The 23015-nt window shown below is 71.6% G+C and carries 20 protein-coding genes; 10 read left to right on the top strand and 10 right to left on the bottom strand.

Features of this window, described 5'->3' with window-relative positions; translation table 11 throughout:
* Positions 1 to 7 precede the first annotated feature (7 nt).
* Positions 8 to 934 (bottom strand): glycosyltransferase family 2 protein, encoded by a 927-nt coding sequence (locus tag KGQ19_RS50935; RefSeq protein ID WP_212008512.1) that lies wholly within the window; start codon positions 932 to 934, stop codon positions 8 to 10.
* A 123-nt stretch (positions 935 to 1057) separates the two neighbouring features.
* On the opposite strand from KGQ19_RS50935, the gene KGQ19_RS08330 reads away from it, so the two are divergent.
* The 3 genes from KGQ19_RS08330 (at position 1058) to KGQ19_RS08340 (ending at position 3633) form a co-directional block, all read left to right on the top strand.
* Positions 1058 to 2389, top strand: coding sequence for a nucleotide sugar dehydrogenase (locus KGQ19_RS08330; RefSeq protein ID WP_212008513.1), 1332 nt, complete (start codon positions 1058 to 1060; stop codon positions 2387 to 2389).
* Between the two features lie 61 nt (positions 2390 to 2450).
* Complete coding sequence (locus KGQ19_RS08335) at positions 2451 to 3056, top strand: HAD family hydrolase (protein WP_212008514.1); 606 nt, start codon at positions 2451 to 2453, stop codon at positions 3054 to 3056.
* A gap of 49 nt (positions 3057 to 3105) precedes the next feature.
* Positions 3106 to 3633, top strand: a complete 528-nt coding sequence (locus KGQ19_RS08340; RefSeq protein WP_212008515.1) for a pyridoxamine 5'-phosphate oxidase family protein — start codon at positions 3106 to 3108, stop codon at positions 3631 to 3633.
* A 38-nt stretch (positions 3634 to 3671) separates the two neighbouring features.
* Here KGQ19_RS08340 and KGQ19_RS08345 read toward each other — a convergent pair whose 3' ends face one another.
* The 3 genes from KGQ19_RS08345 to KGQ19_RS08355 all read right to left on the bottom strand — a co-directional run bounded on the left by KGQ19_RS08345 (position 3672) and on the right by KGQ19_RS08355 (position 7775).
* Positions 3672 to 4856 (bottom strand): LCP family protein, encoded by a 1185-nt coding sequence (locus tag KGQ19_RS08345; protein WP_212008516.1) that lies wholly within the window; start codon positions 4854 to 4856, stop codon positions 3672 to 3674.
* 134 nt (positions 4857 to 4990) lie between these two features.
* Positions 4991 to 6865, bottom strand: a complete 1875-nt coding sequence (locus KGQ19_RS08350) for an LCP family protein (protein WP_212008517.1) — start codon at positions 6863 to 6865, stop codon at positions 4991 to 4993.
* 76 nt (positions 6866 to 6941) lie between these two features.
* Positions 6942 to 7775 (bottom strand): TIGR03089 family protein, encoded by an 834-nt coding sequence (locus tag KGQ19_RS08355; RefSeq protein ID WP_212008518.1) that lies wholly within the window; start codon positions 7773 to 7775, stop codon positions 6942 to 6944.
* Positions 7776 to 7927: 152 nt separating this feature from the next.
* Between KGQ19_RS08355 and manB the strand changes: the two genes are divergently transcribed.
* A complete protein-coding gene (gene manB, locus KGQ19_RS08360; RefSeq protein WP_212008519.1) occupies positions 7928 to 9022 on the top strand; it encodes a mannose-1-phosphate guanylyltransferase in 1095 nt (364 codons plus the stop codon).
* Positions 9023 to 9112: 90 nt separating this feature from the next.
* Entirely contained in the window at positions 9113 to 10144 is a 1032-nt protein-coding gene (locus tag KGQ19_RS08365; RefSeq protein WP_230418350.1) for a DNA-3-methyladenine glycosylase family protein, read from the top strand.
* Here the strand turns inward: KGQ19_RS08365 and KGQ19_RS08370 are convergent.
* On the bottom strand, positions 10122 to 10595 hold the full coding sequence (locus KGQ19_RS08370; RefSeq protein WP_212008520.1) for a MarR family winged helix-turn-helix transcriptional regulator: 474 nt from the start codon (positions 10593 to 10595) through the stop codon (positions 10122 to 10124). The genes KGQ19_RS08365 and KGQ19_RS08370 overlap by 23 nt on opposite strands.
* Before the next feature lie 134 nt (positions 10596 to 10729).
* On the opposite strand from KGQ19_RS08370, the gene KGQ19_RS08375 reads away from it, so the two are divergent.
* A complete protein-coding gene (locus KGQ19_RS08375) occupies positions 10730 to 11179 on the top strand; it encodes a nuclear transport factor 2 family protein (RefSeq protein ID WP_212008521.1) in 450 nt (149 codons plus the stop codon).
* Positions 11180 to 11185: 6 nt separating this feature from the next.
* Here KGQ19_RS08375 and KGQ19_RS08380 read toward each other — a convergent pair whose 3' ends face one another.
* Genes KGQ19_RS08380 through KGQ19_RS08390 form a run of 3 tightly spaced genes read right to left on the bottom strand, consistent with a single transcriptional unit; the run spans position 11186 to position 13656 of the window.
* Positions 11186 to 12397, bottom strand: a complete 1212-nt coding sequence (locus KGQ19_RS08380; RefSeq protein ID WP_212008522.1) for a coenzyme F420-0:L-glutamate ligase — start codon at positions 12395 to 12397, stop codon at positions 11186 to 11188.
* The gene (cofD, locus tag KGQ19_RS08385; RefSeq protein WP_212008523.1) at positions 12397 to 13407 is read right to left on the bottom strand and encodes a 2-phospho-L-lactate transferase; all 1011 of its coding nucleotides are present in this window, start codon (positions 13405 to 13407) and stop codon (positions 12397 to 12399) included. Before cofD ends, KGQ19_RS08380 begins: the two co-directional genes overlap by 1 nt.
* A 12-nt stretch (positions 13408 to 13419) precedes the next feature.
* Positions 13420 to 13656, bottom strand: coding sequence for a hypothetical protein (locus tag KGQ19_RS08390; RefSeq protein WP_212008524.1), 237 nt, complete (start codon positions 13654 to 13656; stop codon positions 13420 to 13422).
* Positions 13657 to 14146: 490 nt separating this feature from the next.
* Here KGQ19_RS08390 and KGQ19_RS08395 point away from each other — a divergent pair, with 490 nt between their 5' ends.
* The 3 genes from KGQ19_RS08395 to KGQ19_RS08405 all read left to right on the top strand — a co-directional run bounded on the left by KGQ19_RS08395 (position 14147) and on the right by KGQ19_RS08405 (position 20165).
* Complete coding sequence (locus tag KGQ19_RS08395) at positions 14147 to 14404, top strand: WhiB family transcriptional regulator (RefSeq protein WP_194896374.1); 258 nt, start codon at positions 14147 to 14149, stop codon at positions 14402 to 14404.
* Positions 14405 to 14619: 215 nt separating this feature from the next.
* Complete coding sequence (locus KGQ19_RS08400) at positions 14620 to 18417, top strand: glycosyltransferase family 2 protein (protein ID WP_212008525.1); 3798 nt, start codon at positions 14620 to 14622, stop codon at positions 18415 to 18417.
* Positions 18414 to 20165 carry a DUF5719 family protein gene (locus KGQ19_RS08405; protein WP_212008526.1) on the top strand — a complete coding sequence of 584 codons (1752 nt, stop codon included), beginning with the start codon at positions 18414 to 18416 and terminating at the stop codon, positions 20163 to 20165. The genes KGQ19_RS08400 and KGQ19_RS08405 overlap by 4 nt, the downstream gene beginning before the upstream one ends.
* A 106-nt stretch (positions 20166 to 20271) precedes the next feature.
* On the opposite strand, the gene KGQ19_RS08410 is transcribed toward KGQ19_RS08405, so the two are convergent.
* Entirely contained in the window at positions 20272 to 20775 is a 504-nt protein-coding gene (locus tag KGQ19_RS08410; RefSeq protein WP_212008527.1) for a metallopeptidase family protein, read from the bottom strand.
* 252 nt (positions 20776 to 21027) lie between these two features.
* Positions 21028 to 21420 carry a DUF3499 domain-containing protein gene (locus KGQ19_RS08415; RefSeq protein WP_212008528.1) on the bottom strand — a complete coding sequence of 131 codons (393 nt, stop codon included), beginning with the start codon at positions 21418 to 21420 and terminating at the stop codon, positions 21028 to 21030.
* 172 nt (positions 21421 to 21592) lie between these two features.
* On the opposite strand from KGQ19_RS08415, the gene KGQ19_RS08420 reads away from it, so the two are divergent.
* Positions 21593 to 22957, top strand: coding sequence for a phosphomannomutase/phosphoglucomutase (locus tag KGQ19_RS08420; protein ID WP_307856369.1), 1365 nt, complete (start codon positions 21593 to 21595; stop codon positions 22955 to 22957).
* The last annotated feature ends 58 nt before the right edge of the window (positions 22958 to 23015 follow it).

Below are 23015 nucleotides of genomic sequence, written 5' to 3' on the forward strand. Positions count from 1 at the left end.
CGCCCTCTCACGACTCCTTGGGCGGCAGCGGCGGCATCCGGAAAGCCTTGCGCACCACCGGATTCCGCTTCACCGCCAGCTCCGTCGCCGCCATCCGCCAGCGCACGTAGCCCTTCTTCGAGTACCGCCACTCCCGCTTGTGCCGGGCCCAGTCCACCTTCCGCGGCTCCGGCACCGCGCCCAGCTTCTCCGAAGCCAGCGCCTGGTACTTCTCCTGGAGCGACGTCCGCAATGCGGAGTCCTCGGCGTCCTTGTTGACGTTGCTGATGTTCGCGTCGTGCCGCCGGTACAGGAACGACGGCGTCCGCGAGTAGACGAACTCGCGCCCGTCGATCAGCAGCGTCGCCCACACCGGGTACAGCATCTGCGCCAGCAGCGCCGGGTCCAGCTCCACCGCCTGGATCAGCTCGGTCCGGACGAACGCCCCGTCGTTCACGTCGATCCGGCCGATCAGCAGGTCGCCCAGGTGCGCGGCCCGCCGCCGCTTCGCGTACTGCCGGTTCAGCTCACCGTCGGTGATGAAGTACGACGCCGCCGACACGTCCGCGCCATGCCGCATGTTCCGCAGGTGCAGTGTGATGTGCTCCGGCAGCATGATGTCGTCGTCGCCGAAGATGGTCAGGTAGCGCGAGGCGGCCAGCGAGACTCCCAGGGCGATCGCGGCGCCCGGGTCCTTGCGGCCGTCGTGCACCTCCACCCGCGCGTAGTCGACGCTCACCGCCGGGCCGGCCGCGGCGGCAGCGGCGGTCATCTCGGCGACCGCCTCCCGGGTCGAGTCGGTCGGGGACGCGTCGTCCACCACCAGTACCCGCACCGTGGCCCCGAGTTTGTCCGAGGCCGCGCGGGCCGAGGCGACGATGGACTGCACCGTCTCCCGCAACAGCCCCGGCCGCTCCCGCGTGGGGACGATGACAGTGAGTTCAGGGTCGGTCACGGCGCTCCTCAGCAAGTAGACGGCATAAGGGTATTAGGAACCGGGCCGGGTACGCTGGCGTCTTCAAGCTTGGCTGTCCAAGTTGAAAATACAAACGTTCCCGAACCTGGAGTCCGGAGCACTGTGAAGATCAGCGTCATTGGAATGGGCAAGATCGGCCTGCCGCTGGCCGTCCAGTTCGCCTCGAAGGGGCACCAGGTCCACGGTATCGACGTCGTGCCGCGGGTGGTCGACCAGATCAACGCCGGCGTGGAGCCGTTCCCCGGTGAGGCCGAGCTCGACGTGCGGCTGCCGCGAGTGGTCGAGGCGGGCACCCTGACCGCCACCCTGGACGGGGTCGCCGCGGTCGCCGACAGCGACGCGGTCGTGGTCGTCGTCCCGGTGGTCGTGGACGAGGACGCGGTGCCGGACTTCCGGGCCATGGACGCCGCCACCCAGACCATCGCCGCCGGCCTGAAGCAGGCCGCCGCGAACGGCCGCACCGGCATCCTGCTGAGCTACGAGACCACGCTGCCGGTGCACACCACCCGCGAGCGCTTCGTGCCCGCCCTGGAGTCCGCATCGGGCCTGAACGCCGGCCGTGACTTCCTGCTCTGCCACAGCCCCGAGCGGGTCTACACCGGCCGGGTCTTCTCCGACCTGCGCAAGTACCCGAAGCTGGTCGGCGGCATCGACGCCGCCTCGGCCGAGGCCGCGGTCGCCTTTTACGAGGCGGTCCTGGACTTCGACGAGCGCCCGGACCTCAAGCGCGGCAACGGCGTGTGGGACCTGGGCTCCGCGGAGGCCGCCGAGCTGGCCAAGCTCGCCGAGACCACCTACCGCGACGTCAACATCGGCCTGGCCAACCAGTTCGCGCGGTTCGCCGACCGCACCGGCATCGACATCTTCCAGGTGATCGAGGCCTCCAACAGCCAGCCGTTCAGCCACATCCACCAGCCGGGTCCGGCGGTCGGCGGCCACTGCATCCCGGTCTACCCGCGCTTCTACCTGTTCAACGACCCCGAGGCCTCGATCGTGCGCGCGGCCCGCGAGTCCAACCTCGCGCAGCCGGCCTACCTGGTCGGGCTGCTGGAGGGCCTGCTCGGCGGCGCGACCGGCGGCGGCGGGCTGGCCGGCCGCAAGGTGCTGGTGCTCGGCGCGGCCTACCGCGGCGGCGGCGTGAAGGAGACCGCGTTCTCCGGCGTCTTCGGCCTGGTCGCGGCGCTGGCCGGGGACGGCGCGGTGCCGCTGGTCTCCGACCCGCTGTACAGCTCCGAGGAACTGGCCGCGCTCGGCCTGCCGGCCTACGAGCCCGGCACCGAGATCGCCGGCATCATCGTGCACACCGAGCACGAGGAGTACCGCGAGCTGTCGGCCGCGGACTTCCCCGGCGTGAAGGTGATCGTCGACGGCCGCAACATCACCGACCCGGCCAAGTGGGACGGCGTCGCGCGCAAGGTCCTCGGCATCGCCTGAGCACGGCGGCGGTAGGCAACACAACCAAGCAACTCAGCTAAGCAACACAGCGAGGGGGGCGATGGTGGCGATCCGAGCGATCATCCCCGACATCGGCGGGGTCCTGGAACACACCCCGGACCTGGGCACCGTGGCGCGCTGGACGCCGGAGTTCGGCGCCGGCTGGGAGCACCGCGTCGACCCGGTCTTCCGGGCCGGCGAGATCGGCACCATCACCCTCGAAGAGGTCCACGAGCGGGCCGCCGCCACCCTCGGGGTGCCGGTGGCCCGCTTCGAGGCCTACATGGACGACGTCTGGGTCGAGTACGTCGGCACCTACAACGCCGAGCTGGCCGCCTACTGGAGTGCCCGCCGCGCCGAGGGCTACCAGACCGCGATCATCAGCAACAGCTTCGTCGGCGCGCGCGAGCGCGAGGAGGAGGCGCACCGCTTCAGCGAGCTGACCGACCTGATCGTGTACTCGCACGAGGTCGGCGTGATGAAGCCGGACCCGGCCATCTACGAACTCTGCTTGGACCGGCTCGGTATGCGGCCGCAGGAGACGGTGTTCGTAGACGACTTCGAGCCGAACTGCGAGGCGGCCCGCGCGCTCGGCATGGCCGCGGTGCTCTTCAAAGACACCGCGCAGGCCGTCCGCGACCTCGACGCGCTCCTGCAAAAGGACTGATCCGCCGCCGCGCCGATGACTTCCGCGCGGCCGGATCGTCTGTACAGGCATGAGTGACCTCAAGCCCCTGCGGGCCAAGAACCTGTCCCTGCCCAAGTACGGACTTGATGAGCTGGAGTGGGACGCCGTCGAGCAGGCGATCGCCGGCGCGGTGGCCGGCCCCGGCCGCTCCTGGTTCCTCACCACCCTGAACCCCGACGGCTCCCCGCACACCACCGGGTTCGGCCACAGCTGGCTGAACGGCGCCATCCACTTCACCACCGGCCCGGAGATCCGCAAGACCCGGAACCTGGTCGCCGACCCGCGCTGCGCCGTCGCGGCCCCGATCGAGGGCTACGACGTCACCTTCGACGGCGAGGCGCACCGCGTCACCGACCCCGCGGTGGTGCAGACCGTCGCCGGTATGTACGTCGCCGGCGGCTGGCCCTGCCGAGCCGAGGGCGACGTGATCACCGCGCCGTTCAGCGCCCCGAGCGCCGGTCCCGGCCCCTGGCAGGTCTACCGGATCGAGGTGCTGTCGGCGGTCGCGCTGAAGAGCACCGGGGACGGTGGCGCGACGAAGTGGTGGTTCCGGTAGAGGTCGGCGCTACACAGAGCCCTGTCAGGGCAGCCCTGTCAGGGCGTCGTCTGTTCCCCCTGCTTCGCCGACAACGCCAGCACATCCGCCGGAACCGGCGCGTCCTGCCGCATCGCCGTGAACAGGTCCTGCGCCATCGGCGCCAGCTGCACGCGGTTCGGGTCCGGCTGGTACCACTGCCACGGCACCGTCAGGTAGGTGATCTGCTGGCGCGGCACCTGCTTCAGGTCCGAGGCGAAGTCCGCCAGCGCGGTCAGCGAGCCGAGGGCGGGGTCGGTGGTGAGGGCCTTGGTGGCGGCGTCCAGCACCTTGTAGAGCTTCGCCGGGTCGTTCAGGGTGCCGTTGTCGGCCAGGGTGTCCAGCGCCGAGTTCAGGAACTGCTGCTGGCGGCTCATCCGGCCGATGTCCGAGCCGTCGCCGAGGTTGTGCCGGGCCCGGACGAAGGCCAGGGCCTGGTCGCCGTTCACCACGGTGGTGCCGGCCGGCAGGTTCAGGTGCGAGTCGGGGTCGTTGACCGCCTGGTCCAGGTGGACCGGGATGCCGCCGATGGCGTTCACGATGTTCTTGAAGCCCGTGAAGTCGACCACCAGTACGTGGTCGATGTTCAGGCCGCTGAAGGTCTCGACGGTCTTCACCGTGCAGGCCGCGCCGCCGATCGAGAACGCCGCGTTGAACATGCCGAACTGGGGCTGGGACTGGGTCCCGTTCGGCTGGGTGCAGGTCGGGGTCTGCACCATCGAGTCGCGCGGGATCGAGGCCACCGTCGCGCTCTTCCGGTCCGCGGCCACGTGCAGCAGCATCGTGGTGTCCGAGCGGGCCCCGGAGTTGGCGTCGCCGTACTGCGCGTTGGCACCGTCCCGGTCGTCGGAGCCGATCAGCAGGACGTTCATCGCGGCGCCGGCGCCGGGGGAGGGGCTGGCCGGCTTCGGCTTCAGGGCGTCCGGCAGCCCGGGCGCGTCGTCGGCGTGGATGTCGACGGTCCGGATGTTGTCGTTCAGCCGGTTGTACACGCTCCACAGCCCGGCGGCGCCGGCGATGGCCAGCACTGACAGCGAGGTCGCGCAGATGATGACGACCCGGCGCCGGGGCATGGAGCCGCTGTCGGCGGGGCCGGCGTGGCGCCGGGAGCGGCGGGAGCCGGGACGGCGCGGGTCGGCGGGGGTGTCGCGGGCGTCGTCGGCGTCGTCCGGGCGGTCGGCCGGGCCGGTGGTCTGGTCGTCCATGGTGAGACGAGACTATGTCATTTTTATAGGGACTTCGTCCTGGATGTCCCAGTGCTGCGACATCTGTGCGAACGGCCGGTCACCCGCTCGCCGGGAGCGCGGTGACCGGCCGTTCGGCGGCGGTGTCGGGCGGCTCAGCCGGTGCCGGCGCCGTAACCGGCGGTGATGCCGGAGCAGATGTCCTGGTCGGCGGTCCGCGAGTTGTTCGCGATGTCCGTCGGCAGCGAGCCGGGCGCGCTCGATCCGCTCGCAGCGGTCGAACCCGAGGTCGGGGCGCCGGTGGAGGAGCCCGCGCCGGGCTTCGGGTGGGCCGCGGCGTAGTCGTCGCCGAGCTCCACCACGATCTCCGAGGCGTAGGGGCCGCCGGACTCGACCTTCGAGCCCGGGTACAGCGTGGCCAGCTGCTTGGCCTTGGCCTCGTCCTTGGAACTGCCGTACAGGATCGTGGTGACCGCGGTGTGCGGCGGCACGGTCCGGCTGAGCGAGGCGTTGTAGCCCTGGGCCTGCAGCGAGGTGACGTTGTCGCCGCCCAGGCCGTTGACCGTGGTGCTGTTCCGCACCAGCACCGTGATCGTCGAGGGCGAGATCGACGGCGCCGGCGGGGCCGTGGTGGCCGGCGCCGAGGTCGTCGGGGCCGCGGACGAGGGCGTCCCGGACGCCCCCGAGGCGTTGGAGCCGTCCAGGAGCTGGTCGTTCTTGAGGTGGTCCCAGATCACGCCGGCGGCCACCGGGTCCATCTCGACCCGGCCGTCCTGGGTCCGGTAGTGGCCCGGCAGCGTCATGAACTGGATGTTCGAGGGGTTGACGCCCTTGATCGACTCGGCGAAGCTCGACAGCGCGCTCAGGCTGCCCAGGCCCGGGTCGAACTGCGCGTATTTCAGCGCGTCGTTGAAGATGGAGCTGAGCACCGTGGGGTCGTTCAGGACCCCGTCGCTCTCCACCTTCTTGATCATCGACCCCAGGAACGCCTGTTGGCGCCGGGTGCGGCCGATGTCCGAGCCGTCGCCCAGGCCCTCGCGCTCGCGGACGTAGTCCAGCGCGGTCTGGCCCTTCACCGTCTGGATGCCCTTGTGCAGGGTGATGTTGTCCCCGCCGGCGTCGTTGACGTCCTTGGGCACACAGACCTGCACGCCGCCGATGTCGTCGGTGAGCTTGGCGAACGCGGCGAACCCGACCACCACGGTGTGGTCGACGCGGATCCCGGAGATCGACTCGATGGTGTTGATCTCGCACGCCACGTTGCCCTGCGAGGTGTTGCCGACCGCGAACGCCGCGTTGAACTGGTTTTGCTGCGGCTTGGTCTGCCCCTTGCCGGGGTTCTTCGGGTCGATGTCGCACGCCGGCATGTTGACCATCATGTCGCGCGGGATCGAGATGCCCACGGCGTGCTGGTGGTCGGCGTAGACGTGCAGCAGGATCGAGGTGTCCGAGCGGGCGCCGTCGCCGGTCGCGCCGCCGCCGAAGGCGTTGTTGCCGTTGTCCCGGCTGTCCGAGCCCACCAGCAGGATGTTCTCCGGGTGCTGGCCGGCCGCGTTGGCCTTGGCCTCGGCCGGGCGGTTGGTGGACAGGCCCGAGGTGTCGAAGGTGTTGATGCTGCCGTTGAAGTGCTGGTAGGTGAAGGCGCCGGCGCCGATCACGGTCACGGCCAGCGAGGCCGCGGAGATGCTGATGATGCCCTTGGGGGCCAGCCGTCCCCGACCCGCGGCCGCGGGTATCGACCCGCCGCGCCCGCTGCGCCCGCCCCGGCCGCCGCGGCCGGGCGGGAGCTCGCCTTCGGAGGCGCTGTCCGGTTCGGCGCGGTAGCCGCCGCGGCCGCTCGGCGGGCCCGGGGGTTCGTCGCCATAGCCGTCCGGGGCTGCCTGGGGCGCCCCGCGGGTGCCGCGTCGCGCGCGCGGTGGGGTGAAGTCGTGGGCGTCGTCATAGCCGCCTTGCCCGGCGTCGTACCCGTCGGAAGACTGCCGACTCGCCCGCTCCCACGGAAGCGGCTCGGGGTTGCGCTCGCCTGCCACAGAATCTCCTCACACCTGGGTCCGCCTCGGATACGGGTCCCGGGTCGCCTCGCGGTTCCTTCACCGCGCCACGACGTTACTCGACAGGAAGCACGCCGAGAGTGCCTTCCGCGGTTCCGTTCTCCTGGCCCCCGGCCCCCGCGGTGCCCCCGGCCAGCGAGGCGACACGCGCGTTGACCTTCTCCGATGCCATCCGGCCCGGAAGCCGGGACGGATCGACGTTCCGGCACAGTACCAAGGAAGCCCCGACGGCGAGCTCGGACGTCAACGCCGCCCGGATCTCCGGCCGCGAATCGTAGGCGCAGCCGGTCAGGACCCGGCTGGCGGCGCTGAGGTTCCAGCGGGCCGCCGCCTCGGCCGCGTCCCGCACCAACTCGCCCTGCGTCCACCCGCCCCCGTCGGCGACCAGGGCCGGGGTGTCCGCGGTGACAGGGGAGTACGGGGTGAACACGTCGGGTTGCGCCGGGGCGGCCCGGGCGTAGTCGGTGAAACCTTCGGGAACGCTGGGGAACGGCGCGCCCAGCGGCCGCAGCGCCAGCGCGATCCGCTCGCCCTTGCAGGCCAGCGCCTCCTGCAGCCGGTCCGGACCGGCCACCACGGCCGCGGCGCGCTCGGCCGCCGCCGGGTCCTCGCCGACGCTGGCCACCACGCCGGCGGTCCAGCAGGCCAGCAGCCAGATCGGGGTCTGCCAGTGGGTCGGCAGCAGGATCGCGACCTCGTCGCCGGGGCCGAGCGCGAGGTCGTCCTGGATCAGGTTGGCGGTCTTGGCGACCCAGTTGTCGAACGTCGTATACGACAGTTCCACCCGCTCGCCGGTGTGGTCGTCGTAGTACGTGAGGAACGGCCGGGACGGGCCGAGGGCGAGCGCGGCCCGCCACGCGCCCGGGAAACTACTGTTCGCTGCGGTCACGCCGAGAGGATACGGGGGAAACAGGCTGCTGTTGTGCAAGCACGTCGGTCGGGGACCGTTTATGCTGGCCCGCACGGCGTGCCGGGTGTACGCGACCATTCGCGGTGCACGTCCCGGACACCGCGCGGAGAGAACTGGCGAGGGGAAAGAGCGTGACCGAGGCGATTCTTCTGGTGGGGGGCAAAGGCACCCGCCTGCGCCCGCTGACGGTGAACACCCCCAAGCCGATGCTGCCGGTCGCGGGCGTCCCGTTCCTGACCCACCAGCTCGTGCGCGCCAAGGACGCCGGGGTGCACCGGGTGGTGTTCGCCACCGCCTACAAGGCCGAGGTCTTCGAGGAGTACTTCGGCGACGGCTCGGACCTGGGCCTGGAGCTGGTCTACGTGACCGAGGAGGTGCCGCTGGACACCGCCGGCGCCATCCGGAACGTGGCCGACCGGCTGACCAGCGCCCCCGACGAGCCGGTCCTGGTCTTCAACGGCGACATCCTGTCCGGGGTGGACATCGGCGCCCTGGTCGCGGCGCACCGCGAGCGCGGCGCCGACGTCACGCTGCACCTGTCCCGGGTGACCGACCCCCGGCCCTTCGGCCTGGTGCCCACCGACGCCGAGGGCTGGGTGACCGCGTTCCTGGAGAAGCCGCAGCGCCCCGAGGACATCGTCACCGACCAGATCAACGCCGGCTGCTACGTCTTCCAGCGGGCCCGCATCGACGAGATCCCGGCCGGCCGCCGGGTCTCGGTGGAGCGCGAGACCTTCCCGGGCCTGCTCACCGCCGGCGCGAAGGTGCTCGGCGTGGTCGAGCAGTCCTACTGGCTGGACCTGGGTACCCCGACGGCGTTCGCCAAGGGCTCGGCGGACCTGGTGATGGGGATAGTGACTTCCTCCGCGGTGCCCGGCCCGGAGCAGCGCGGCAGCGACGAGTCCCTGGTCCTGCCCGGCGCGCGGATCGCCGAGGACGCGGTCGCCGACCGCGGCACCACGGTCGGCTCCGGCGCGGTGATCGACTCCGGCGCGCACGTGAGCGCTTCGGTCCTGGACGCCGGCGCGGTGATCGGCCCGGGCGCGAAGGTGAACTGCTCGATCATCGGGGCCGGCGCCCGGATCGGCGCCAACACCGTCCTGGACGGCGTCGTGGTCGGTGACGGCGCGGTGATCGGCGCCGACAACGAGCTGCGGGCCGGGGCGCGGGTCTGGTGCGGCGCGGTGCTTCCGGACAAGGCTGTGCGGTTCTCCAGCGACGAGTAGCGCCTTGATGGCAGACTCGGCAGACCGCTCGCGGCGATCGGGCGGCCGCGAGTCAGAGCCCTTCAACGCGTTCGGCACCCTGGGATCACGGTGACAGAAGACGAGGACATCCGGGCGGTCTGGGCTGCCCGGAAGGGACGCAGCGGCGGCGCCGCGTTCCAGCGGCGCCGGTCCGCCCCGCCGCGGCGCCCCGTCGTCCCGGGGGCGCGTCAGGCACCGCCTGAACCCCCCGAGCCGCCCGAGGCCCGCCAGAGCATCGTCGTCGACCCCGGCTACGACCTCGCGGCGACCGTGGGCGTCCTGCGCCGCGGTGCCGGCGACCCCACCTTCCGCCGCGCCGAGGACGGCTCGCTGTGGCTCGGCTGCCGCACTCCGTTCGGCGACCCGGGAACCCTGCGCCTGCGCCTGGCGACCGCCGAGACCGTCGACGCCGAAGTCTGGGGCCCCGGCGCGGCCTGGCTGCTCAAGACCCTGCCCGATCTCCTCGGGCTCGGCGACACCGAGGAGGCGCGCGCGGAGTTCACCGAACTCGTGGCCGCGCACGGCAACGCGCAACTCATCCAATCCGTGCGGCGCAACCGCGGGTTTCGCGTGATCCGCAGCGGCCGGGTCTGGGACTCCCTGGTACCGGCGGTGCTGGAGCAGCGGGTCACCGTTCAGGAAGCGCACCGCGCGTATCAACTACTGGCGCGGCGCTATGGGATTCCGGCCCCGGGCGCCCCCGCGGACATCCGCCTCTGCGTCTCGCCCTCACCCCGGGAGTGGGCCCTGATCCCGTCCTGGGAATGGCTCCGCGCCGGTGTCGACGGCAAACGGTCGCGCGCGATCCTCGGCGCGTCCCGGGTCGCGGCCCGCCTGGAAGAGACCGTGGGGATGGAGCGGGACGAGGCGGCACGCCGGATCCGGACCGTGCCGGGCATCGGCGTGTGGACGGCCGCCGAAGTGATGCACCGCGCGCACGGGGACGCGGACGCGGTGTCCGTCGGCGATCTTCACCTGCCCCGCATCGTGTGCGGGGTGTTGGGGGATCCCGCGATGAAGTGGGATGACGACCGCATGCTGGAGCTTCTGGAGCCCTACCGCGGTCATCGCTATCGCGTCAGCGCTCTTCTGTACCGCTGACTCGGAGTCCGGTGTGGTGCTCCACGATGCGGCCCAGCATCCCGAGCAGGACGTCCCGTTCCTCCGGTGACAGCGGTTCGAGCAGCGTCGCCTGCGCGGCCACGACTTCCTTGTCCAACTCGCCGAGGAACTTCGCGCCACTGTCGGTGAGGTTGACCAGGTTCCGGCGCCGGTCCGCCGGGTCCGGTGTCCGTTCCAGATACCCGCGCTCCTCCAGGTCGGTGACCACGGCCGTGACGTCGCTGCGGTCCAGCCCGATCCGCCGGCCCAGGTCCGCCTGGCTGGTCGGGCCGCTCTCGGCGAGCGCGACCAGCAGCGAGTAGTACGACCGGCTCGTGACGCCGGCGGCGTGCATGCGCTCGCCGATCAGCCGGTGCCCCTGGGTCGAGGCCTGGCCCAACAGCCAGGTCGCGTGGCCGCGCAGGCGGACGGGCGTGTTGAGCGGGTCCATGGCCGCAGCCTACTTCGGCGGCGGGGTTGACAGAAGTAGTTGGTGCGACCAACATTGGTCGTGCCAACAGTTGGCCCGACCAACGAATAGCCGGCCGGGAGACGCGATGTTGATGGGGAGATGGGGAGACGGCGATGAGTGGCTACGACATCCAGGCCCTGGCCGACCGTGCGGAGATCACCGACCTGTTCGTGAGCCTGGGCCGATGCCTGGACGAGCACGACTTCGACGCGCTGAAGGACGTCCTCACCGAGGACGTGGTGGGGACGACGCCCGGCGGGACGCGGGAGGGCCGCGACGCTTTGATCGCCCAGGCCCGCGCCAACCACCAGGACTACGACCGGCTGACACACCAGTTCACCAGCATCCTGGTGGACGTCCAGGGCGACACCGGAACGGTGCGGGCCTACGTGACCGGCTCGTTCGGGCACGCCGCCAGCCCGCACCCGGAGCGCGTGCTGGTCGGGCTGTACCGCAACAAGGTGGTGCGGACCGGGGCGGGCTGGCGGATCAGCGAGCTGACGGTGGAGCCGAAGTTCCGGATCGAACGCGAGAAGAACGAGACCGCGGCGGCGGCCGAGTAGGACCGCTCAGCGCACGGCGATGTAGTCCTCGGGATCCCGCGGAGCCTGCGTGGTAGGCGCCTCCGCGGGTTTCCCTATAGCGATGACTCCCAGAGGTTCCCAATCCTGTGGGAGCGCTAGAAGGGTTCTGACAACGCCGGGATCCGCAGTCGTCCACTTCGAGCCGATGCCGTCGGCGGCGAGGGTGACGAGGAAGTTCTCCACGGCAGCGCCTAGAGAAGCCGTCAAGAACTCCGGGTCCGGGAACGCTATAGCGATCCGGCACGGAACGACCAGATACGGCGCGCGCTCAAGAACGGAGTCGGTCAACGCGCCGGCGAACGTCTTGCGCGCGGTCTCGGACTCCACCAGCACGAACCGCCACGGGGCCGGGCCCTCGGGCGAGGGGGAGGGGGCGGTCAGCGCGGCGGCCACCGCCCGCCGCACCACGTCCCCGGGCACCGGATCGGAGGCGAACCACTCCGTCGTCCGGCGCCGCGTCGCCGCCTCGCGCATCGCTTCCTGCGTGCCCAGCGAGAACATGTCGTTCTCCGCGGCCCGGATCAGCGGCCGCACACCGAGTCCCGGCTCCTCGGTCACCAGGGTGCCGAGCCCGCGGATCAGCGCGACCGGCACGCCGTCGGCCTTGCCCTTGACCACTTCGCCGGCCCCGGCCAGCTCGTCCACCGCGGCCGCCGCCGTCACCAGCAGTTCGTTGCCGAAGGCGTCTATCGTGCCGCGGTGGTCCATGAGCGCGTTGACATAGGCGCACCCGATGGCGACATCCGTCTGGCCCTCGCGCCACGGCCGCCCGAAGGTGTCGGTCACGACCACGCCCACCGCGACCCCGAACGCGTCGCGCAGCGCGTCGGCGATGTCCCGCGCCGAGCCGTCCGGGTCCTCGGGCAGCAGCAGCACGGTCCCGGCCGGGGTGTTGGACGCGTCCACCCCGGCGGCGGCCATCACGAACCCGTGCCGGGTCTGCACGATCCGGGTCGGCCCGCGCCGGGCGACCAGCCGCACCATCTCGGCGTCGATCGCGGCCTCGCGGTCGTCGGCCCGCACCACCCGGCCCTCGGCCTTGGACAGGATCTTGGAGGTGACGCAGAGGATGTCGCCGGCGCGCAGGCCCAGGCCCGACTCCGTCACCGCGGCGCCGATCAGGGCCGCCACGTCGTCGCCGGGGCCGACTTCGGGGATCCCGGCGATCGCGTGGACCGTGTAGGAGGTGTCGGTCATCAGTCAGACGCCGAGCCGGTCGCGGTCCGCGCGGCGGCGGCCTTCGCCGCGGCGAGCTCGGCGGCCAGGTCCAGGGCCGCCTGTGCCATCGCCTGCGTGGCCTGTGGGGAGGACATCATCAGCGGCACCGCGCGGCAGGCGATGCCGGCGGCCTCCACCCGCGCGACCGCGCCGGTGTCCGCGTCGGCGTCCACCAGCCAGCCGTCCAGCAGGTCCGCGCCGTAGTGCTCGGCCACGGCCGCCGCCGAGACCTCGACGCCGACAGCGGCCAGGACCTTGTCGGCCATGCCGCGGACCGGGCCGCCGCCGACGATCGGCGACAGGCCCACCACCGGCGCCGCGGCGTCGGCCACGGCCCGGCGGATCCCGGGGATGTCCAGGATGGTGCCGATCGACACCACCGGGTTCGACGGCGGCAGCACGATGACGTCGGCCTCGGCGATCGCCTCCAGCACCCCGGGCGCCGGCTTGGCGCTCTCCACGCCCACGGACACGATCGCGCGCGCGTCGGGGGCGTGCATCCGGACCCAGTACTCCTGGAAGTGCACCGCCCGGCGCCCGCCGGGGGCCTCGGCGTCGTCCACCACGACGTGGGTCTCGACCCGGTCGTCGGTGGACGGCAGCAGCCGCACCGGGAGCTCCCAGCGCGTGCACAGCGCCTCGGTGACCTCCGACAGCGGGTACCCGGCGCCGAGCATCTGCGTGCGCACCAGGTGGGTGGCGATGTCCTTGTCGCCGAGTGTGAACCAGTCCGGGCCCACGCCGTACGCCTTCAGCTCGTCGGCCACCCCGAAGGTCTCCTCGGTCCGGCCCCAGCCCTGCTCCTCGTGGATCCCGCCGCCGAGGGTGTACATGACCGTGTCCAGGTCCGGACAGATCCGCAGACCGTGCATGGTCATGTCATCGCCGATGTTCCCGATCACGGTCACGGTGGCGTTCGGGGCGGCCGCGAGCAGGCCGCGGAGGAATCGGGCTCCGCCGACGCCTCCGGCAAGGGCTGTTATGCGCATGAAGACAGTATTTCAGGAGGCGAACCGCTGCCGGGCCGCGTCCCACCGCAGCCCGGCGCTCGCCTCCCCGGCCGCCACCCCCGAGGCCCGGGCCGCGGCGGCCAGCTCGGCGATCGTCACCACCGGTTCCGGTATCACGATGTCCGGGTGCGGCCTGGCGCCGAGGAAGAGCGCGACGAGGTCGGGCGCCAGGGCGTCGTGCGGGAGCGTGAGCGCGGCGGTCGGCGCAGAGGAAGCCTGATTCAGCATGGGGGAAACTCCGCAAAGGCGTCCGGCCTGACGGGCCGGGCAACGGTCAGGGCTGTGTACTCGGTGGGTCTGCTCGGTCAGCTGTGACAGCGACAGCGACAACACAGACCGCGACACGGCTCCATCGCGGAGTAAGACGGCATGGGCGCGACTTCGACCAGCGCCGCGGCGGGGATGCGGCCCCGGCGGCCCTCAACGGTCACGATTCGCGCGTTCATGATGACCCCACCCCATCCGGCACCCGGGTCCGCTGTCAAGCGAGGTCCGCATGGTGGGGGGCGCGTATTAGCTCCAACAGGTGAATCGCATGGTCGCTACCAGATCCCGGCTTGACGGCCCGGTAATGACGCGCGTGTAATTTCAAACGTGTCGTGATGATCTCCGCACGGGGAGTGATCTTCTTCTGTGCGGACCAGGTAGGGCCGGGAGGCGTACGGTGGCCGAGGCCGCGGAGTACACAGAGGGCGCGGAAGAGGCTTGCCACGCCGAGGTGTACCGCATCTACCCGCTGCACAACGGAGTCGACGAGGACCGCGGCTGGCAGTCCCGCGCGTTGTGTGCGCAGACCGATCCCGAGTCGTTCTTCCCAGAGAAGGGCGGATCGACCCGGGAGGCGAAGAAGATCTGCCTCAACTGTGAGGTGAAGGCCGAGTGCCTGACTTATGCGCTGGCCAACGACGAGCGCTTCGGGATCTGGGGCGGGCTGTCCGAGCGCGAGCGGCGCCGACTCAAACGCGCGGCGGTATGACCGGTATAGCCGTCGTGTGACGTTTGCCGGGCCCCGGGAAGAGGACTTGTGGAGGACTCTTCCCGCAGGGCCCCGCGGGCGCGTTCCCCTTGCCCGGGAACGCAATTCGGGCATAACGGCATAGCCGGTCAGCATCCTCGAACCCTCGCGTATGGTGGACCCTCAGTCCGCCCCCGAGCGGGGATTCCCGAGACCGGAGCCGGTGCCAGCGCCACATGTCCCAGTACCCAGAATCCGGATACCGGACCGGCGGCCTGGCCGCCACCGGCCAGTTCGCCGCCGGTGGCTACGGCGCCCAGCCCGGCGGGACCGGGCAGTTCGCCGTGGCCGACGTCGAGGCCCGCCGCCGGGCCGCCGCCGAGGCGGCCGTCAACGCCTTCCCGAACCACGTCGTCACCGCGGTGATCGTCTCCCACGACGGCGCGCGCTGGCTGGAGGACTCACTGCGCGGGCTGCGCGGGCAGCTGCGCGCCCCGCAGCGGATCCTCGCCGTGGACACCGGTTCCAAGGACGACTCGCTGGCCATCCTGGACGAGAACCTGGGCCAGGACGCGGTGCTGCAGACCAAGCGCAACACCGGCTTCGGCACCGCCGTGAACCACGCGCTCAAGGCCGCCCCGGTCGTCGACTTCGACCTCTACGGCCGCGGCGACGGCCAGGCCGTGGAGTGGCTGTGGCTGCTGCACGACGACTCCGAGCCCGCCCCCGACGCCCTGCTGCGGCTGCTGGAGGTGGGGGAGTACCACCCCGAGGCCGGTGTCATCGGCCCCAAGATCCGCGGCTGGGTGGACCGCGAGCAGCTGTTGGAGATCGGCGTCACCGTCACCGCCGACGGCCGGCGCTGGACCGGTCTGGAGGACGGCGAGCACGACCAGGGCCAGCACCTCGAACCGACCCGGGTGCTCTCGGTGTCCAGCGCCGGGATGCTCATCCGGCGCGAGGTCTGGGACCGGCTGCGCGGCTTCGACCGCGCCATCCCGATGTTCCGGGACGACCTGGACTTCTGCTGGCGGGTCAACAACTCCGGCTACGACGTGCTCACCGCGCCCAAGGCGGTGTTCTGGCACGCCGAGGCGGCGGCCCGCGGCGAGCGGCGGATCAGCGCCGGCGTCTCCCGGCCGCACTTCGAGGACCGGCAGCACGCGCTGTACGCGGTCACCGTCAACCACGCCGGACGCTTCCCGATACTGACTTTCCTGCGACTGTTCTTCTGGTCGCTGTTGCGGGCCATCGGCCTGCTGCTGAACAAGACGCCGCTGAAGGCCGCGGACGAGGTGCTGGCGGCGCTGGCGTACGCCGGCCGCATGGACCGCATCATCCGGGCCCGGCGGGCCAGAGCCCGGACCCGCGCACAGAGACCCGTGGACCTGTCCACGCTGTTCCCCGCCCGGATCCAGGTCTTCCGCCTTACCTTCGAGAACACGTTCGAGGGTTTCCGCTCCCGGAACCAGAGCGATGACGAGGCGACCCAGGGCTCCATCGAGAGCGGCCCGGTCTCCGAGGAGGCCGAGTCCTTCGACTCCGGGACGCCGTGGCTGATCCGCGCGGTCCGGATGCCCGGCAACTTCGTGTGGCTCGCGCTGCTGATAGTGATGATGGTCGCGGCGCGGAACCTGCTCACCGGCGGCCGTCTGATGGGCGGCGCGCTGTTGCCCGCGCCCAACGGCGCCTCCGACTTGTGGCACGACTTCTTCGCCCCCTGGCACGGCGTCGCCACCGGCTCGACGTCCCCGGCCCCGCCGTACCTGGCGGTCGTGGCCCTGCTCGGCACCGTCTTCTTCGGGCACGCCAGCCTCGCGCTGACCGTCCTGCTGCTCGGCTCGGTGCCGCTGTCCGGACTGACCGCCTACATGGTGCTCAAGCGGACCGTCTCCTCCAGCGCCATGCGGGTCTGGGGATCGGCTGCCTACGCGCTGCTGCCCGCGGCCACCGGCGCGATCTCCGGCGGCCGGCTGGGGTCGGCGGTCGGCATCATGCTGCTGCCGCTCGCGGCCTCCGGGGTGCTGCTCGCTATAGGGGGACCGGGCCGTAAGGGCTCTGTGCGGGCCGCCTGGCCCGCCGCCTTCGCGATCGCCATCGCCACGGCCTTCGCGCCGATCGTCTGGCTGCTGGCCGCGGTGCTGGCGATCGGTGCCACGCTGACCGTCTTCTGGCGCTCCACCGCGGACTTCGCCACCGTGCTGATCCGGCTGGCGATCCTGCTGGTGACGCCGATCGCGGTGCTGATGCCGTGGTCGCTGCAACTGGTGAAGCACCCGGGGGCCCTGCTGCTGGAGCCCGGCCTGCCGCCGGTGCCCGGCAAGCAGCCGGACCCCACGCACCTGCTGCTGGCCAACCCCGGCGGCCCCGGCACCTATGCCTACTGGATCACCGGCGGCCTGCTCCTGGCCGGTCTGGCCGGCCTGTTGCGCCGCGGCCCGCGCCGCCGCATCGCCTTCGCCGGCTGGATCCTGGCCCTGGCCGGCTTCGCCGCGGGCCTGCTGGCCCTCCAGGTGCGCCCGACCGGCCTGGCCGGCGGGCTGCCGCAGCAGCCCTGGAGCGGCGTGCCGACCGCGGCGATCGGCTTCGGCCTGATCACCGCCGCGGTGATCGGGGCCGAGGGCGCGCGCGACTACTTCCAGGCCTCGCAGCTGAGCTGGCGCCAGCCGGCCGCCCTGGTGGTGGCGCTGGCCGCGATGTCGACCCCGGTGCTCGCGGCGGCCTGGTGGGTCACCAACGGCGTGCCCGGCCCGATCCAGCGTTCCGCCGCGGACTTCCGCCCGGCCGTGGTGTCGGTGCAGTCCCAGATGCCCGACCAGCCCAGGGCCCTGATCCTGGGCTCCGGCGCGCAGACCGTGATCGGCTACGGCATCGTCCGGGACAACGGCGCCAGCCTGGGCGACGCCGACTACCAGGTCCCGAAGGCCGACGCCGACCGGATCAACACCCTGGTCGGCGGGCTGCTCTCGGATTCCGGCGGCAGCGAGTTGCAGGGGCTGGCGTCCCTCGGCGTCCGTTACGTGGTCGGCATGAAGACCCTGACCCCGGACTACGTGCACATCCTCGACGCCACCCCCGGCCTGGACCGGCAGTCGCAGATCGGCGGCGTCAACCTCTGGAAGATCTCCAACCCGGCGGCCCGGCTCTCGCTGCGCGGCCCGGGAACGAACGATCCCAAGGCACTTCAGCAGACCATCGCCACCGAGCGCTCGGTCACGGCCACCGTGGCCGCCGGCCAGGACGGCCGCCAGCTGGTGCTCGCCGATGACGCGGACAGCAACTGGTCGGCGAAGCTGAACGGGACCGCCTTGCCGCGGGTCACGGTCGACGGCTGGGCCCAGGGCTTCCAACTGCCGGCCGGCGGCGGCACCGTCACGGTGTCGTACTCGGACGTATCGCGCACCGCGTGGCTGCTGGCCGAGGGTCTGATCTTCCTGTTCGCGCTGATCATGGCGCTGCCGACCGGCGGCAGGGCCGAGGACCGCGGTCCCGGCCAGGACGCCGACGACTACGTCCCGCCGAGCCTGCCCGGCCAGTACCGGCCCGAGCCGGAACCCGAACCGGAGCCGGAGCCGGAACCACAGCCCGAGCCGCAGCCTGAGTACGCGTCGTATGAGCAGCCCGCGGAGTACGACCAGCAGTACCAGTACCAGCAGGACGCGTATGCACAGCCGGATCACTACGCGCAGCAGCCCCCCCAGGAGGCCTATGCGCAACAACCGGATCCGTATGCGCAGCAACCCGACGCCTACGCACAGCCGGATCAGTACGGCCAACAGCCGGATCCCTATGCTCAGCAGCCGGCGGACCCCTACGCGCAGCAACAGGACCCCTACGCGCAGCAGCCGGATCCCTATGCGCAGCAACAGGACCCGTACGCGCAACAGTACGGCGGCCACGAATACGCCGCCGCCGAGTACAGCGGCGAGCACGAGAACCCCGAAGCGTACGGCGGCTACCTGCGCCCCGGCACCGGTGAATACGAGCGCCCCGACTTCGAGACCGACGACTACCGGCAGGGAGGCTACCGATGACCCGGCCGACCCGTTCCGAGCGCTCCGGCGCCGGGAACCGCCCGCAGCGCTCCGCGCGCCCCGCTGGAGCCGGCCCGACTGGCCCGACCGGTCAGCCCGGTCAGCCCGGCGCCACCCGCGGCCGCGGGCTGGCCAAGACCCGCAACTCCCCGATCTCCACCTTCAGCGCCCTCGGCGTGGTCGCGGTGGTCCTGCTGGCCGGCCTCGGCTACGGCTACTCGACCCGCAGCCAGGACAAGGCCGGGGTCAGCGAACAGAGCTCGCGCACCCTCCCGATCGGCAGCGCCACCCAGGTCTGCCAGGGCGAGATCGGCGCCGGCAGCGACACCTCGACCAGCCTGACGGCCTTCACCCCGGCCGGTAACGCCACGACCGGCAACGACGGCACGGGCATCCAGTACGTCGACGGCGGCAAGCCCTTCCCGCAGCTGAAGTTCGGCCCGCCCGGCACCCGTTCCACCGTGCAGGGCGTCAACCAGTTCATCTCCGTCACCGACGACGCCGGCCTGATGCGCTCGGTGCCCCTGGTCCTGCAGGCCAACGGCGCCTCCGCCCCAGGCTTCACCTCCAGTGAGGTCCTGCGCAGCGACAGCGGTGTGCAGCGCGGCATGGCCGGTACCCCCTGCACCACCCCGAGCACCGACTTCTGGTTCGCCGGGGTCTCGGTCGGCACCGGCGACCGCGATTCCTACCTGTACATGGCGAACACCGACAACGCCCCGGCCACCGTCAACCTGACGTACTACGGCCAGAGCGGCAAGATCGACACCGGCTCCCTGGGGCACGACATCACCATCCTGCCCAAGACCTCCATGGAGTACCTGCTCAGCAGTTCCCTGGGCCCGGCGGCCCAGCAGAGCGCCGTGGCCAGCGTCCACGTCACCACCACCGAGGGCCGGGTCGCGGCCCAGGTGCTGGACATCGACAAGCCGCTGAAGAGCGACGTCAACACCGGCCGCGGCATGGACTTCATCCCGGCGCAGACGCCGGCCGTCGCCGCCCAGATGACGCAGACCATCCCCGGGATCCCGGCCCCCGGCACCACTTTGACCAAGTTCGACCTCGTCATCACCGCCACCAGCGACGAGCCGGTCAACATCGACCACGTCTACTGGTACGGGAAGAACGGCCGGATCGAGCTGGCGGGGCAGACGAAGGACCCGGGCAACGGCTACACCAAGCGGGACAGCCCGATGACCATCGACGCCGACAAGACGGTCATACTGAACATGCTCGGCGACGACCAGGACCCCACCGAATCGGCGGCGGTGCAGATCGTCGGCAGCGGCGGTTCCTTCGTCAGCGGCGTCCGGCTGGTCGAGAGCGACCAGAAGAGCAACACCCAGGACAGCGCCTACCTGGCCCCGACCCCGCCGGTCAGCAGCCAGGCGATCGTCGCCGACAACAACATCGGCGGCAACGCCAAGAGCACGCTGATCCTCACCTCGGAGGGCGGCAAGGGCTCGACGGTCCAGGTCACCACGATCGGCGCGGACGGCAAGCCGGCCACCGACTCGGTGACCATCGGGGCCGGCAGCACGGTCGCCTACACCCCGAAGGCCACCGGCTGGTTCACCACGATCGTCCAGCCGCAACCCGGCTCCGACCCGGTCTACGGTGCCCGCACCCTGGCGGACCTGCCGCCCAAGGGCGGGATGCAGTTCACCGCGGAGGACCTGGAGGACGCGCGGGTGTCGGCTTCGGTGCCGCCGGTGGCGCCCGATCTGTCGGGTGCGGTCACGCGCTGAGGCTCTAGGGCTCCCAGAGCTCCCGGCATATGACGAGTCCCCATATATAAGGTGCAACACCTTATATATGGGGACAAGTTCGTTGAGAAGGGCGGGCGTCCGGCTCTCAGCCGTCCACATCCCGCCCCTCGTCGACTTCGTCGGGCTCCATGCCCAGCAATTCCGCGACCTGCTCCACGACGACCTCGTAGACCAGGTCCGCCAGCTCCGGCCGGCCCGCGGCCCGGGCTTCCACCGGCCGCCGGTACAGCACGATCCGCACCGGTTCGTCGGGGCGGTCCGTGATCACCCGGCCCAGCGGCACGGCCTCCTCGCTCCAGCGGTCGGCGTCGGCCGGCGGGACCTCCTCGACCGCCAGCTCCACCTCGGCCAGCCGCGGCCAGCGCCGCTCCAGACGCTCCACGGCGTCCAGCACCAGCTCGTCGAACTGCTCGGCGCGCGTCAAGGCCAGCGGGACCTGCGGCGGGGCGAGCGGGCCACGCAGACCCCGCCCGCGCCGGTCACGCGTATGCTTCCGGCGGCGCGGCTCCTGACCGGCCCCCGACCTGATCGAGGCAGTGATGGGCACGCGTCGAGCGTAACCGCCGATCCGCCGCTCGGCGACAGTCATTCGCCACGTGTCGTGCCGACTACGGCGTGACCTCGGCCTTCGCCTCGGCGACGGCTCAGCGTCGGCCTTGGTGACGGGCTGGATTCGGCGCCGATCCGGGGCCGGCCCGGCTCGGATCCGGCTCAACGGCAGCTCAGCGGTGGCTCAGATCGGGCTCGGAATCGGGGCCGATCCGGCCGGGAACCGGCGGAACCGGGTCAGAACCGGGTCAGAACTGGGTCAGAACTGGGTCAGAACCGGGTCAGATACGGCTCAGTGGTCGGGATCGGGCAGAGCCCGCAGGTGGCCCCGGGCGCGCGACAACACCGCACCGTCCCCGTCGTCCCCACGCTTGTCGTGCTCCCCACGGCCCCCGCGTTCTCCACGGGGCGCGCGAGCGGCCTCCCGCACCGCGTTGGCCAGCGCCTCAAGGTCGTCCGACGAGGGCTGCGCCGGGCCCGGGTCGGGTGCGGCCAGCCGCAGCACGGCCCACCCTCGGGGCGCGGTCAGCCGGGTGGAATGCTCCGCGCACAGGTCGTAACTGTGCGGCTCGATATAGGCGGCCAGAGGGCCTAGGACGGCGGTGGAGTCCGCGTACACGTAGGTGAGCGTCGCGACGGCCGGACGGCTACACGCGGTTCGCGAACATCTGCGGGCTGGGCTCACTTGGTGGAGATTAGCGCTTGCCGGGGCGGATGGAACACTGGCACGCCCTACGTCCTCATTCGGGTCGTCCGGGTGGTCGCGCCGCGACCACCACACCACCGCCACGCTCCGCCCAAGATAGGCTCGTCGCGCAAGCAGTCGCACGTACGACCAGACCTGAAAGCGGGAGCCAGTGGCCGGGCACGACTTGTCACTCATCGTGAAGGCATACGACGTCCGCGGGGTGGTCCCGGACCAGCTCGACGAGGCCGACACCGAAGCCCTCGGCGCGGCCTTCGCCGAGTTCGTCGGCGCTCCGTCCGTCGTGGTCGGCCACGACATGCGCCCCAGTTCCCCCGACCTGGCCGCCGCCTTCGCCCGCGGCGCCGCCTCCCGGGGCGTGGACGTCGTGGAGATCGGCCTGGCCTCCACCGACCTGCTCTACTTCGCCTCCGGTGCGCTGGACATGCCCGGCGCGATGTTCACCGCGAGCCACAATCCCGCGAAGTACAACGGGATCAAGATGTGCAAGGCCGGCGCCGCGCCGATCGGCCAGGAGTCCGGTCTGGTGGAGGTCCGGAAGGCCGCGCAGGCGATTTTGGACGGCACTCCGCTGCCGGCTTCGGACAAGACCGGCACGGTCACCAAGCGCGAGATGCTGAACGACTACGCCGCGTATCTCAACAACCTGGTCGACCTGTCGAAGATCCGCCCGCTGAAGGTGGTCGTGGACGCGGCCAACGGCATGGGCGGCTACACGGTCCCGACAGTGTTCGCCGGATTGCCGCTGGACGTCGTGGACCTCTACTTCGAGCTCGACGGCACCTTCCCGAACCACGAGGCGAACCCGCTGGACCCGAAGAACCTGGTCGACCTGCAGCGCGCGGTGCTCGAGCACCACGCCGACCTCGGCCTGGCCTTCGACGGCGACGCCGACCGCTGCTTCGTGGTGGACGAGCGCGGCGAGCCGGTCTCGCCGTCCACGATCACCGCGCTGGTCGCGGTCCGCGAACTCGCCAAGCACCCGGGCGCCACGGTGATCCACAACCTGATCACCTCGGCGGCGGTGCCGGAGATCGTCCGCGAGCACGGCGGTGTCCCGGTCCGCACCCGGGTCGGGCACTCGTTCATCAAGCAGGAGATGGCCCGCACCGGCGCGGTCTTCGGCGGCGAGCACTCGGCGCACTACTACTTCCAGGACTTCTGGAAGGCCGACACCGGCATGCTGGCCGCGATGCACGTGCTGGCCGCGCTCGGCGGACAGGACGCCCCGCTGTCGGAACTGGCCGCGGACTACTCCCGCTACGCCGCCTCCGGGGAGATCAACAGCGAGGTCGCCGACCAGGCCGGCCGCTCGGCCGCGGTCCGCGCCGCCTTCGAGGCCCGGCCCGGTGTCACCGTGGACGAACTCGACGGCCTGACCGTCACCGGCGAGGGCTGGTGGTTCAACGTGCGGCCGTCGAACACCGAGCCGCTGCTGCGGCTGAACGTCGAGGCCGCCGACGCCGACGCGGTGGCCGCGCTGCGCGACGAAGTGCTCGCGATCATCCGCGCCTGAGCTTCCTCCCCGGCCGCCCCACCCCCGACCCGGTTCGCCGGGTCTCCGACCCGAACCG

The organism is Catenulispora pinistramenti (assembly GCF_018274385.1).
In the GTDB taxonomy this organism is placed as follows: Bacteria; Actinomycetota; Actinomycetes; order Streptomycetales; family Catenulisporaceae; genus Catenulispora; species Catenulispora pinistramenti.

Excerpts from the sequence above, each read along its gene's own strand:
- KGQ19_RS08335 (WP_212008514.1), top strand. The coding sequence starts at position 2,451 with ATGGTGGCGATCCGAGCGATCATCCCCGACATCGGCGGGGTCCTGGAA.
- KGQ19_RS08345 (WP_212008516.1), bottom strand. The coding sequence starts at position 4,856 with ATGGACGACCAGACCACCGGCCCGGCCGACCGCCCGGACGACGCCGAC.
- KGQ19_RS08370 (WP_212008520.1), bottom strand. The coding sequence starts at position 10,595 with ATGGACCCGCTCAACACGCCCGTCCGCCTGCGCGGCCACGCGACCTGG.
- KGQ19_RS08400 (WP_212008525.1), top strand. The coding sequence starts at position 14,620 with ATGTCCCAGTACCCAGAATCCGGATACCGGACCGGCGGCCTGGCCGCC.
- cofD (WP_212008523.1), bottom strand. The coding sequence starts at position 13,407 with ATGCGCATAACAGCCCTTGCCGGAGGCGTCGGCGGAGCCCGATTCCTC.
- KGQ19_RS08375 (WP_212008521.1), top strand. The coding sequence starts at position 10,730 with ATGAGTGGCTACGACATCCAGGCCCTGGCCGACCGTGCGGAGATCACC.
- KGQ19_RS08405 (WP_212008526.1), top strand. The coding sequence starts at position 18,414 with ATGACCCGGCCGACCCGTTCCGAGCGCTCCGGCGCCGGGAACCGCCCG.
- KGQ19_RS08340 (WP_212008515.1), top strand. The coding sequence starts at position 3,106 with ATGAGTGACCTCAAGCCCCTGCGGGCCAAGAACCTGTCCCTGCCCAAG.
- KGQ19_RS08380 (WP_212008522.1), bottom strand. The coding sequence starts at position 12,397 with ATGACCGACACCTCCTACACGGTCCACGCGATCGCCGGGATCCCCGAA.
- KGQ19_RS08390 (WP_212008524.1), bottom strand. The coding sequence starts at position 13,656 with ATGCTGAATCAGGCTTCCTCTGCGCCGACCGCCGCGCTCACGCTCCCG.
- KGQ19_RS08410 (WP_212008527.1), bottom strand. The coding sequence starts at position 20,775 with ATGACTGTCGCCGAGCGGCGGATCGGCGGTTACGCTCGACGCGTGCCC.